The following is a 12,038-nucleotide window of genomic DNA, read 5'->3' on the forward strand; positions in this document are numbered from 1 at the left end:
CCGCCCTCCGCTAAATCGCAATTCACTGTTTCACCATAACTGTGGCTGGATATCAACTGACCACTGTCTCCGGGCTGTGAACAAAATTTCTGGCCGGTTGTCAAAGACCACTGGCCGTTTACAGAGGTGAATAGCTTGAAAGTACTGGTTGTTGGCGGTGGCGGGCGTGAACATGCCCTGGTCTGGAAAATCAAACAAAGCCCAAAAGTGACAAAGGTCTATTGTGCGCCGGGAAACGCCGGGATGGCGCAAATTGCCGAATGTGTCGCCATTTCCGTCGAGGATATTGACGGTTTGTTAAACTTTGCTCAACAGGAAGGCATTGATATGACCGTGGTTGGGCCTGAAGCGCCGTTAACCATGGGTTTGGTGGATAAATTTCGAGTCGCAGGTCTCAAGGTATTCGGGCCTTCCCGGCAGGCTGCGGAACTGGAAGGCAGCAAGGTGATGGCCAAGGAACTTATGTCCAAGTACAACATCCCCACGGCCAAATACGCCAAGTTTACTGATGCCGGGTCTGCCATCGAATATATTAAGGAAACGGGGGCGCCTTGCGTGGTCAAAGCTGACGGTTTGGCGGCCGGAAAAGGTGTGGTGGTGGCGCGGGATGAAGAAACGGCCATAAATGCCGTGCGCATGATGATGGAAGACAAAGCCTTTGGCCAGGCCGGGGATATGATTATCATTGAAGAATGCCTGGAAGGCGAGGAAGTAAGTATTTTAGCTTTTACCGACGGGGAAACGGTGGTTCCCATGGTGTCTTCCCAGGACCATAAAAGGGTATTTGATAATGACGAAGGACCCAATACCGGCGGCATGGGCGCCTATTCGCCCGCTCCCGTTTATACGGATGAATTACACCGGCAGGTGATGGAAAAGATTCTTAAACCCACCATGCAAGGTATGGCCCAGGAGGGGCGCCTTTACGAGGGAGTACTCTATGCCGGCCTGATGATAACCAAAGACGGGCCGAAAGTCCTGGAATTTAACGTGCGTTTTGGGGACCCGGAAACCCAGGCGGTATTAACGCGCTTGGACAGCGATCTGGTGGAGATTATGGAGGCGGTAATAGACAAGCGTTTGCATGAAGTTAATATCAGGTGGAAACCGGAAGCGGCTGTCTGTGTGGTGCTTGCAGCAGGGGGGTATCCGGGTAGCTATAAAAAAGGCGACCCTATTACCGGGTTAGACGATGCGGCTAGAGAGGCCATTGTCTTCCACGCAGGAACGGGTTTACAGGATGGCCGCATAGTTACATCCGGAGGACGGGTGCTCGGTGTAACGGCCCTTGGCCCATCTATACCGGCGGCAATTGAAAATGCCTATAAAGCTGTAGGCAAAATCCATTTCGACAACATGCATTATCGTAAAGATATCGGTCAAAAGGCTTTACGACATCTATGAAACACATAAATTAATTGTTTCCTTTGTGTCCCAAATCACGGACCCGGCTGAATTGCCGTATGTGGCTCCAGCCACGGCTGTTATTGGCCTTAGCCGGTGATTTGGGGCATTTTACTTTCAACCGTGGCCCCTGTTCCAGTATGGACATCGGAAACCGTGGGCCTCAAACCATGCACGGCGATTTGGCCAAGTTCAGTGATTTCAAGTGAACGGAGTTCCACTAACCAATCTTGTGTATACTATTTTCTGAAAAAACGGTCTAAAATATGGTTAGTTTTTTATTTTAGCATATTAAAGAAGGGAAATATGTTTCATTGTGGAATTAGGTAAACCAAAAGAGATCATGGAGGGAGAACCTTGGTTGAATTCAAACTGAAAGATCCTTTGCTTGACCAACTGTTTGAAGCTGTGCTGCTGCTGGAAAATGTCGATGAATGCTACCGTTTTTTTGAAGATATATGTACGGTGGCCGAGCTCAAGGCCATGGCCCAGCGGTTGGAGGTGGCCAAAATGCTGCAGGCCGAAAAGACCTACGGGGAGATTGCTGAACGGACCGGGGCCAGTACGGCCACTATCAGCAGGGTGAAACGCTGCCTGAATTATGGTGCGGACGGATATAAGCTTGTATTGGAAAGGTTAAAATCTGAAACCGCCGCTGACAGACGGCAGCAGCTCTGTTCCAGGGATTTGAGTTCTTCCTTGGGGACACGGAAGAAAACATAGGTTCACAGGATAAAAATAACATGATGAAGGATTTTAGCAAAAAATGTCGAAATAATAAGAATTAGAAATATAGACTTTTGGTTTCAGGAAGGAGAGATGTAAACGGAAAAAATTATCGGTAAATTTTCTGATTACCTGCAAAGAGAATTGGGCTTAAGCAATGAACAGGCAGAGATTGTAACTTATGGTTTTGCTGTTTTTGTAAGCAATTTGGCCGGAATTGTCCTGATAGTCATTATATCCTGGCTGCTTGGAGTTGTTCAGTTGGCCCTGGTTGCGGCTTTTACCGCAGCCGGGCTGAGAGTACTGTCCGGAGGCGCTCATTCTGCCAGTATCAGGAACTGTTCTCTGCTGGGGGCTATAGTTTCTCCCACCATCGCAATCTTCTCGCGACTTGCTCACATCTATTTTTCCTCTCCTCTGCTTTCGGCACTGGTAACAGCAGTATGGTTGCTGGGTTTGTGGGCTGTTTATAAATATGCGCCTGCCGATACGCCCAACAAACCGATTACCGAAGAAAAAATGAAGAAGCGGCTGCGCAGATTATCACGGATGTATCTGGTTGCCTGGTTTATTCTTTGGGGCGGGAGCGCCTGCGGTATTGTAAACTTATTCAAATCCGATGTTATTTTGGCCGGCACCCTGGGACTGATGTGGCAGATTTTCAGCCTGACACCCTGTGGGTATCGTCTGGTGGCAATGGTGGACAGAATGTTGCCTTAGCCTCTGGAGAAAGGGGGAGGGAACCCATGTACAGAAGATTGCTGATGCTGGCTATTGCGCTGTTTACATTTCTGGCCCAAATAAGCGTGGTTTCCGCGTGTAATGTAAGCGGATACCAACCTTCGCTGCCCGAAGCACTGAGAAAATAAAGCTTTGTGATGTAAAACGCTGAATAAAAATATTTACCTATAGCTGTACTTGCAAAGGAGGCAATTATCGTGGAAGATCTCAGGGTGCTGGTTTTCTTTTACATCATAGAAGGCGCTCTGGTCGGTTATACCGGCATGGCGCTGATTGGCATCAGGCTAAACCTGAAACAGACTGTCATGGTAGGCCTGCTGCAGGGATTGCTGGTCTACCTGGTACGCGGTATTTATACCATTAACCAGTGGCCGTTAGGCACTCATACTGTGCTGAACCTGCTGGGGTTAATCATCATTTTGCGTCTGGTCGGCCGCAGGAACTGGGGTGCCAGTGCCGTGGCCGGCCTGGTGGGCTTTATTATTCTGATTCTTAGCGAATCAGCTACTTTCCCCTTTATTCTTAGTAAACTAAATATCACTATTGAAGATATAATGTCCAATACCTGGCTCCATATTGTCACCGGTTACCTGGGCGATGCGTTACTTATTTTGGCGTGTCTGTTTACTGCCTTTACCGGCCGGGCGCTGATAAATATTGAACAACTGGGCCGATAGGCTTAAAGCGACAGGTCAAGACTCCGGCCACCGCGGGAGTAGACAACTGTGAAATGGGGGTCCAGTGGTTAGCGGAGGAACAGTTATGATACCAGGATATAAAGTTGACAAAAAAATATTACTCCTTTTTTTGATACTGCTGCAGAGCTTTGTGGTGGTTGAGACGGGAATATGGACTTATTTTGCTCTGCATGAGAAAGTGGGCATTTCCCTGAGAACCGTTGGCATCCTTTCATTATCGGCCGGTATTGTACTGGGCGGCTGGTCTGTCCTGATGCTCAGGGAGGTTATCCGGCTGGCAGCCAGGGAACAGGAGGCCGAGGTGTACAAGGTTCATTTAGAGGAGAACCGGGAGCTCATTGATGTTTTGCGTTCTCACCGCCATGATTTTCTCAACCACCTGCAGGTGATAATGGGATGTATCCATTTGAACAGAGCGGAAAATGCCCTCAATTATATCAATGAAGTGGTGGATTCCCTGAAAAACGAATCCCTGATCAGTAATATGGAACATCCTGAAGTGGCTGCTTTGTTGTTTAAAAAGATGCACCATGCGGAACAGGATGGGATTCGCCTTGTTGTAAGGCCGGAATCGGATTTACGGGGTTTGGACCTTCCTGCAAGTGTTATTTCCAGAATATTGGGAAATTTAGTGGATAATGCTTTTTATGCCGTTAAGGGTTTACCGGCAGAAGAGGATCGAACTGTAGAAATAACTTTCAGCGAAGACAGCCGGCGTTTTATTATCAAGGTTTGTAATAGCAAGCCTGCCATACCGCCGGAATTACAGGAAAAGGTTTTTCAGAAGGGCTTTACAACCAAGGGTCGTAATGGCAGCGGATTGGGTTTGTATATTGTCAAGGAGCTTACTGAAAAACACGGAGGGACTGTTGAACTAACCAGTAACGAAGAAAAAGGTACTGTTTTTGCAATCTGTTTTCCGAAAAATGTTCAGGCGCCAGAAGTATCTTGACATGTAAATACTTTAAATGGAGGAAAACCATGCTTTCACCGTCACAATTTAACCAAAAATCAGCATTCCTGATTATGGTAATTTTGCTACAAGTTTTAATTTTTTTTGTAAACGGGTTCTGGGGCTATTTTTCTTTGTACCAAAAAGTTGCCAAACCCATGAAGACTATGTTTGGCTTCTCGTTAGCAGCCGGAGTAGTTCTGGGAATAGCGGCCATTTACCTGGTAAGGGAAATTATCAGGTTGGCGAAAAAGGAAAAAGAGGCGGAACTAAACCAGGCCTGTTTAAAAGAAAGCCAGGAGCTGGTCGGTATTTTACGCACCCATAGGCATGATTTTTTTAATCACCTACAGGTGATCATGGGTTCTATTCAATTGGGCAAAAAGGATCATGCCCTGCAGTATATTAAAGAAGTGACCGATCGTTTAAAAACAGACACCTCAATAAGTAACCTGGAACATCCGGAAATAGCAGCCCTCTTGCTGAAAAAAAGACATAATGCCGAGTCAAGGGGGATTCGGTTTTCCGTTGATCTGAAATCAAAGTTACTTGGCCTAAAGATTTCTGCTATTACTATATCTCAAATTATCGGCAATTTGATTGACCATGCTTTGGATGCGGCAGAAAACGTATCCGCTGACGACAGGCAGGTAAAAGTTACATTTAGTGAAAACGGCGAAGGTTTCTTTTTGGAAGTTGCCTGCCGGAGACCGTTAGTACCGGAACAATTAAGAGATAAAATTTTTGAAAAAGGTTTTTCCGCCAAAGGTTTGGAAGGCAGCGGTTTAGGTTTACATACGGTAAAAAAATTGACAGAAAAACACGGGGGAACTGTCAGCTTGACCGGTAATGAAGAAGTGGGGACGGTCTTTACCGTTTATTTTCCCCAAAAACAGCCGGCTAATTAGATGCCGTATTGGGCACGCCGTAGGGTTTGCGTTACGGGGTGCTTTTTCTTTTTGGTAGGGAGAAAGGCAATTCCGCCTTGACACTTATGGGGATGTATGGTAAGATATCTTTATCACTTTAATATGTTAAAGTAGTAGAGGGGTGTGGATGATGTCCAGGAGTTTTAAAACCGAAATACCTTCCGGTGTGAGGGACCTGATGCCGGGCGAAGCTTGGTGCAAAAGGGAACTGGAAAGAGAGATCAGTGATATTTTCAGGGCCTGGGGTTACCAGGAGGTTGTTACGCCGGCCTTTGAATATTTTGATGTTTTAAAGATAGGTCAGCGGGACGAACAGTTAGACCTTATGTATAAGTTTATTGACCGGCAGGGACGGATTTTAGCCTTGCGTCCCGATATGACCACGCCAATAGCGCGGTTGACGGCATCGAGGCAAAAAAGGGGACCATTCCCCCTACGGCTTTTTTATATAGCAAATGTTTTCAGCTATGAAGAACCGCAGGCCGGGCGCCAGAGAGAGTATTACCAGGCCGGAGTAGAGCTTATAGGTTCAAGCAGCCCCGAAGCTGACGCCGAGGTGCTGGCCCTTACCGTGGAAGTTCTTAAAAAAATCGGCTTGCAAAATTTCAAATTGAGTGTAGGACAAATAGATATTTTTAATGGACTTATGGAAGAACTGGAAGTTGCCGAAGAGGTAAAAAAAGAAATAAAAACAACTATCAGCAACCAAAACTTTGTAGGTGTGGAAGAAATATTACATAACCAAAAACTACCGGAGAAAGAGATTGATAAGGTGATGCAGATAATTACCCTCCGCGGAAGCCGGCGGGAACTGGAAAGTATAAGGCCTATGCTTACAAGCGCCAAAGCTTTGAAGGCTTTAGATAACCTGGAGGAAGTCTTTGCCGTATTAACTGATTACAGGCTGGACCGGTATGTCGACCTGGATTTGGGGCTGTTGAGGGATTTTGATTACTATACAGGTCTTGTTTTTGAAGGGTCGGCCCTGGGATTGGGGTTCCCCATTTGTGGGGGCGGTCGTTATGACGGTTTGCTTGGCCAGTTTGGTTTGCCATGCCCGGCTACCGGTTTTGCCCTGGGGATAGAAAGGATTATGCTGGCTCTGGAACGCCAGGGACATTCCCGGGATTTCAAAAACCTGGATTATATCATTGAATATGAAAGCCACCGGCGCCTGGAGGCCTTTGATAAAGCTGCCCAATTGAGAGCAGAAGGTCACCGGGTAGTTACAAGAGACAGAAGATCCGGTGTCCGACTGAATTCTGAGGATTCCATGTTCAGCGATGCAAAGGTTATTACCTTGGATTGACATTTATCAAAATCCATGCTATAATTTCATCATGTTAGCGCTTTAACGCGCTAAAGCGAAAGGGGTCCTGGTGTTTTATGGATGATTATTTATCTATAGCTATTCCCAAAGGCACACTATATAAGGATACGATCCGGGTTCTCAGGGAAGCCGGGCTCAACGTGGATGAACTGGAGACTGATTCACGGAAACTCTTTTTTGTCAACGAAGAAGACCGGGTAAAATATATCATTTGCCGCCCTACCGATATTCCCACTTTTGTGGAGTACGGGGCAGCGGATCTGGGGTTTGTCGGCAAAGATACCATCGTGGAACAGAACAAGGACGTTTACGAACTTCTGGATTTGAAATACGGGGCCTGCCGGTTCGTAGTGGCCGTTCCTGAAAAGACGGCCCAGGACGGACAATGGGAACAGATGACCCATGCCAGGGTAGCCACGAAGTTTCCGCGGGTGGCCCAAAATTATTTTGCTGCCGAAGGGAAGCAGATGGAAATTATCAAACTGCATGGCAACATAGAATTGGCGCCGTTGGTCGGCTTGTCCGAGATGATTGTGGATATTGTGTCCACGGGCCGGACTTTGCGGGAAAATAATCTGGTGGCTGTGGCTGAAATATTTAAGTCTACGGCCAGGCTGATTGCTAACCGGGTCAGCCACCGGCTGAAGAACAACAGAATCAATCCCTTGATTGGGCAGTTGAAAGAGGTTGTGGGAAAACTGAACGACTGAACAGGGCTTTAGGAAATTTGAACAGCTAAAGAAGTCTAAAGAAACGGGGGAAGGAAAAATGATCAGAATTTTAAAAAGCGGCCAGACCGAGGTGGAAAAGGTATTAAACAAAGTATATGAAGACCAGGCCGTTTATGAACAGCGGGTAAGCGAAATTTTAAAGGAGGTACGGGAGAGAGGCGACGAGGCTGTGCTGGAATACACGGCTCGCTTCGATAAAGCCCGCTTAACGCCGGAAACTTTACGGGTTTCGGAAGAAGAAATCGAAGAAGCTTACCGGGTTATTGATAAAGATGTTTTGCCTGCCCTGCAAAAGGCCCGCGACAATATTGCCGCTTATCACGAAAAACAACTGCAAAAGTGTTGGTTTGACCCAGAAGAGGACGGCACTGTCCTGGGGCAGTTGGTACGCCCCCTGGAACGGGTTGGCATCTACGTACCCGGGGGTACGGCATCCTATCCTTCTTCTGTGCTGATGAATGCCGTGCCGGCAAAGGTGGCGGGAGTTAAAGAGATTGTTATGGTCGCTCCCCCAACGGCCGGGGGCCGGATTGATCCCTATTCGATAGTTGCTGCGGCGGAGGCCGGAGTTACGGAAATATATAAAGTTGGCGGCGCCCAGGCCGTGGCTGCGCTGGCTTACGGGACCCGGACCATAAGGAAGGTTGACCTTATTACAGGCCCCGGTAACATATACGTTACCCTGGCCAAAAAGATGGTTTACGGCCAGGTAAATATAGACATGCTGGCGGGACCGAGCGAAATCCTGATCATCGCAGATGCCTCAGCAGATCCCACTTATGTGGCGGCTGACCTGCTTTCCCAGGCTGAGCACGATGTGCTTGCTTCGGCAGTTTTAGTTACTCCTTCCGAAAAATTGGCCCATGCCGTAAAAGCAGAAATTGAGCGCCAGGTATCATATTTGTCCAGGAAAGAGATTTTAACGGCTTCTTTGCGGGACTACAGCGCCATTATTGTGACTGACAGCCTTGCCGAAGCCATTGAAATGGCCAACACTTATGCGCCCGAACACCTGGAACTGGCAGTGGAAAAGCCTTTTGACATTTTGGGAAAAATCAAAAACGCCGGAGCTGTTTTCATGGGTCATTACACGGCCGAACCAGTCGGTGACTATTACGCCGGCCCCAACCATGTACTGCCCACAGGCGGTACGGCCCGCTTTTATTCTCCGTTAAATGTGGACACCTTTATGAAAAAAATGAGTATTATTGCCTATTCCCGGGATCGCCTGGGAAAAGTGGGCCAGGACATTGTCAAACTGGCAAAAGTGGAGGGTTTGGACGCCCACGCCAATTCCATCCAGGTAAGGTTGGATAAATTAGCAAAAAAATAAAAGCCAATTAGCGAAAAAAAACAGACAAAAAGGAGTAGTAATATGAGCATACAATTTGATGTCCGGACAAGGGTCAGGGAAGATCTGCGGGATTTGGTACCTTACGACACCCATCCCTATCCCAATGTCATCAGAATGGACTTAAACGAAAACCCCTATCCTTTTCCGGAAGCGGTTTGCCAGGAAATTATCAAAAAACTGAACAGCGATGTTTTTACCCGGTATCCGGACCCCGGGGCGGTCGAACTCAGGCAGGCTTTGGCAGACTATAACGGGGTGGCGCCGGATAACCTCATAGCAGGTAATGGCTCCGATGAGCTGATCCAGCTCATCTATTTAACCTTTGGGGGTAATGACAGGACTGTATTAATACCGGTACCTACCTTCTCCATGTTCAAGATTCATGCCCGTATTACCGGTACAGGCGTTGAGGAAATGCGGACCGGCGAAGACTTTGCCGTACCTGTGCAAAAACTTGTGGAACGGGCCCGGGCAGGGATCGACATCGTTGTATTGGTTTCGCCCAATAACCCCACCGGGACAGTGATTCCACCGGAAGACATCATGTATGTGCTCGAGAATACCAGCGCTCTTGTTATCGTAGATGAAGCCTATTTTGAATTTAAAAGGGAAACCATAGTTTCTCATTTAAACAGGTATCCCAACCTTATAGTATTACGAACTTTCTCCAAGGCCTTCGGGCTGGCGGGCATGAGGGTTGGCTACCTGATTTCCAACGAATCAGTAATTAAGGAACTGAACAAAATAAAACAACCCTTTAATGTCAATTCTTTTTCCCAACTGGCTGCCAGGACAGCTCTCAAATACAGGCAACTTTTTGATGAACAAATAGGGATGATTATTGAAGAAAGGGAAAAACTTTTCATGGAACTGCAAGGTTTAAGCGGTGTAACGGCTTTTCCCAGTCAGTCCAATTTCATCCTGTTCAGAACCCCGGTAAATTCGGATAAAGTGTATCAGGAACTGCTTAAAGGCGGCATCCTGATCAGGAATTTAGGAAAAGTGCCGGGTTTGGAAGATTGTCTGCGGGTAACCATTGGGAAAAAAGAGGAAAACGCAATTTTTTTGGAGAAATTAGGTGTAATTCTAAGGGATAACAAGGAGTGATGGGTGTGGCTGGTAAAAGTAAAAAAGGGCATGGCAGGACGGCGGAATATACAAGGACTACCACGGAGACCGACATTCAGGTAGCACTGAACCTGGACGGGAAAGGAAGCTATTTCCTTGATACCGGTGTTCCTTTTCTGGACCATATGCTGGCCCTGTGGTCCAAACACGGGCTTTTTGATTTAGATATCACTGCCCAGGGTGATACAGGCATAGATGACCACCATACGGTGGAGGACATAGGCATCTGCCTGGGACGGGCTTTTGCTGAAGCCTTGGGAGATAAAGTAGGGATCCGGCGGTACGGTACTGCTTTAGTGCCCATGGACGAGGCCCTGGCTATGGCGGTAGTGGACCTGAGCGGGCGTGGTTTCCTTGTTTTTGATGCGCAGCTTCCCTGCCAGAAGGTGGGTGACTTTGACACCGAACTGGTGGAGGAGTTTTTACGCGCTTTTGCCGTCAATGCCGAATTAACCCTGCATGTGAAACAGATGGCCGGGAAAAATACCCACCACATTATTGAGGCCATATTTAAGGCCTTGGGCAGAGCCTTAAATGAAGCTTCGGCTATAGATGAAAACATTTCCGGCGTACTGTCAACCAAAGGGAGCTTGTAAGCGGAGGAACATATGATTGCTATTATCGATTATGGAATGGGTAATTTGCGGAGTGTACAAAAAGGATTTGAGAAGGTAGGCTTTCCTGCCGAGATTGTCACCGGGCCGGAGGCCGTTCTGCAGGCACAAGGCGTTGTTTTGCCAGGAGTGGGAGCCTTTGGCGATGCCATGCGGAACCTCAGGGCTGCCGGCTTTATTGAAGCTATCTACGAGGTTGTATCCCGGGGTACTCCCTTTCTGGGTATTTGCCTGGGCCTGCAGCTCATGTTTGAAGAGAGCGAGGAATGGGGCCTGCACAGGGGACTGGGTCTTTTTCCGGGCCGCGTCAAAAAGTTTCCTCCGGGCTTAAAAATTCCCCATATGGGCTGGAACCAGATAGAAATACAGCAAGAAACCCCTATTCTCAAGGGTATACCCGATAAATCAGCTTTTTATTTTGTGCATTCCTATTATGTTGATGCCGGAGAAGATGTAACGCTGGCCAGAACAGAGTACGGCATACCATTTACGTCGATAGCCGGAAACGACACTGTTTTTGGTATCCAGTTTCATCCGGAAAAGAGCAGCAAGTTAGGCTTGCAAATTTTAAAGAATTTTGGAGGTCTGGTATCATGTTAATCATTCCGGCTATAGACCTGCGCAACGGCAAATGCGTCCGGTTGGTCGAAGGCAGGCTGGACAGGGAAACCATATATTCCGATGACCCGGCAGAGATGGCCAGGAAATGGGCGGCCAAGGGAGCCAGGTTCCTGCACCTGGTAGACCTGGACGGAGCTTTTGCCGGTGAACCCAAAAATGTGGAAGCTGTCAGGAAGATCATTGCTGCTGTGGATATACCGGCTGAGTTGGGTGGCGGTATCAGGAACATGGATACCATTGATATGTACCTGGACATGGGGCTGAACAGGGTAATTCTGGGCACGGCTGCCATTTCTGATTCCCGGTTGGTGGAGAAGGCCTGCGCCAGGTACGGTGAAAGAATAGTGGTGGGTATTGATGCCAGGGACGGTTATGTGGCTGTTGAGGGTTGGGACCAGACGGCTGCCAAAAAGGCTGTGGACCTGGGCCGGGAAATGAAGGACCTGGGAGTCACCAGGATAATATATACCGATATAAAGAGGGACGGCACATTGAAAGGTCCTAACCTGGAAAGCACCAGGGAAATGGCGGAGGCCACCGGCTTGAAAATAATTGCTTCCGGCGGTGTTTCTTCCCTGGAAGACCTGATTGCCGTCAGCCAACTGGAACCTTACGGCGTTGAAGCGGTAATTACGGGAAAAGCCCTTTATGATGGGCGTATAGATCTGGAAGAGGCGCTGAGGACAGTTGGCAGTTAACAGTTGGCAGTTGGCAGTTAACAGTTGACAGTTAACAGTTGGCAGTTGGCAGTTAACAGTTGGCAGTTGACAGTTGACAGTTAACAGTTGGCAGTTGGCAGTTGACAGTTGA

At 47.8% G+C, this 12,038-nt stretch carries 14 protein-coding genes; all 14 read left to right on the forward strand.

What is annotated here, in order from left to right; all coding sequences use genetic code 11:
• The first annotated feature begins 135 nt into the window (after positions 1-135).
• The 14 genes from purD (at position 136) to hisA (ending at position 11,926) form a co-directional block, all read left to right on the forward strand.
• Positions 136-1,404, forward strand: a complete 1,269-nt coding sequence (gene purD / locus Tfer_RS10990) for a phosphoribosylamine--glycine ligase (RefSeq protein WP_052218452.1) — start codon at positions 136-138, stop codon at positions 1,402-1,404.
• A gap of 357 nt (positions 1,405-1,761) precedes the next feature.
• Positions 1,762-2,127 carry a YerC/YecD family TrpR-related protein gene (locus Tfer_RS10995; protein WP_052218453.1) on the forward strand — a complete coding sequence of 122 codons (366 nt, stop codon included), beginning with the start codon at positions 1,762-1,764 and terminating at the stop codon, positions 2,125-2,127.
• Between the two features lie 114 nt (positions 2,128-2,241).
• The gene (locus Tfer_RS11000) at positions 2,242-2,850 is read left to right on the forward strand and encodes an accessory gene regulator ArgB-like protein (RefSeq protein ID WP_282432069.1); all 609 of its coding nucleotides are present in this window, start codon (positions 2,242-2,244) and stop codon (positions 2,848-2,850) included.
• 26 nt (positions 2,851-2,876) lie between these two features.
• The gene (locus Tfer_RS16070) at positions 2,877-2,999 is read left to right on the forward strand and encodes a cyclic lactone autoinducer peptide (protein ID WP_083436911.1); all 123 of its coding nucleotides are present in this window, start codon (positions 2,877-2,879) and stop codon (positions 2,997-2,999) included.
• Between the two features lie 69 nt (positions 3,000-3,068).
• The gene (locus tag Tfer_RS11005) at positions 3,069-3,548 is read left to right on the forward strand and encodes a hypothetical protein (RefSeq protein WP_052218455.1); all 480 of its coding nucleotides are present in this window, start codon (positions 3,069-3,071) and stop codon (positions 3,546-3,548) included.
• 85 nt (positions 3,549-3,633) lie between these two features.
• Positions 3,634-4,521 carry a sensor histidine kinase gene (locus Tfer_RS11010; protein WP_052218456.1) on the forward strand — a complete coding sequence of 296 codons (888 nt, stop codon included), beginning with the start codon at positions 3,634-3,636 and terminating at the stop codon, positions 4,519-4,521.
• Between the two features lie 29 nt (positions 4,522-4,550).
• A complete protein-coding gene (locus Tfer_RS11015) occupies positions 4,551-5,429 on the forward strand; it encodes a sensor histidine kinase (RefSeq protein WP_052218457.1) in 879 nt (292 codons plus the stop codon).
• Positions 5,430-5,580: 151 nt separating this feature from the next.
• A complete protein-coding gene (gene hisZ, locus Tfer_RS11020) occupies positions 5,581-6,759 on the forward strand; it encodes an ATP phosphoribosyltransferase regulatory subunit (protein WP_242843587.1) in 1,179 nt (392 codons plus the stop codon).
• A 77-nt stretch (positions 6,760-6,836) separates the two neighbouring features.
• Positions 6,837-7,490 (forward strand): ATP phosphoribosyltransferase, encoded by a 654-nt coding sequence (gene hisG, locus Tfer_RS11025; RefSeq protein WP_052218459.1) that lies wholly within the window; start codon positions 6,837-6,839, stop codon positions 7,488-7,490.
• Positions 7,491-7,548: 58 nt separating this feature from the next.
• Positions 7,549-8,844, forward strand: coding sequence for a histidinol dehydrogenase (gene hisD / locus Tfer_RS11030; RefSeq protein WP_052218460.1), 1,296 nt, complete (start codon positions 7,549-7,551; stop codon positions 8,842-8,844).
• A gap of 42 nt (positions 8,845-8,886) precedes the next feature.
• Complete coding sequence (hisC, locus tag Tfer_RS11035) at positions 8,887-9,972, forward strand: histidinol-phosphate transaminase (protein WP_052218461.1); 1,086 nt, start codon at positions 8,887-8,889, stop codon at positions 9,970-9,972.
• Positions 9,972-10,589, forward strand: a complete 618-nt coding sequence (gene hisB, locus Tfer_RS11040; RefSeq protein WP_049771595.1) for an imidazoleglycerol-phosphate dehydratase HisB — start codon at positions 9,972-9,974, stop codon at positions 10,587-10,589. The genes hisC and hisB overlap by 1 nt, the downstream gene beginning before the upstream one ends.
• 12 nt (positions 10,590-10,601) lie before the next feature.
• The gene (hisH, locus tag Tfer_RS11045; protein ID WP_052218462.1) at positions 10,602-11,207 is read left to right on the forward strand and encodes an imidazole glycerol phosphate synthase subunit HisH; all 606 of its coding nucleotides are present in this window, start codon (positions 10,602-10,604) and stop codon (positions 11,205-11,207) included.
• Positions 11,201-11,926, forward strand: coding sequence for a 1-(5-phosphoribosyl)-5-[(5-phosphoribosylamino)methylideneamino]imidazole-4-carboxamide isomerase (gene hisA / locus Tfer_RS11050; RefSeq protein WP_052218463.1), 726 nt, complete (start codon positions 11,201-11,203; stop codon positions 11,924-11,926). The genes hisH and hisA overlap by 7 nt, the downstream gene beginning before the upstream one ends.
• The last annotated feature ends 112 nt before the right edge of the window (positions 11,927-12,038 follow it).

The sequence above is a fragment of the Thermincola ferriacetica genome (genome assembly GCF_001263415.1).
In the GTDB taxonomy this organism is placed as follows: domain Bacteria; phylum Bacillota; class Thermincolia; order Thermincolales; family Thermincolaceae; genus Thermincola; species Thermincola ferriacetica.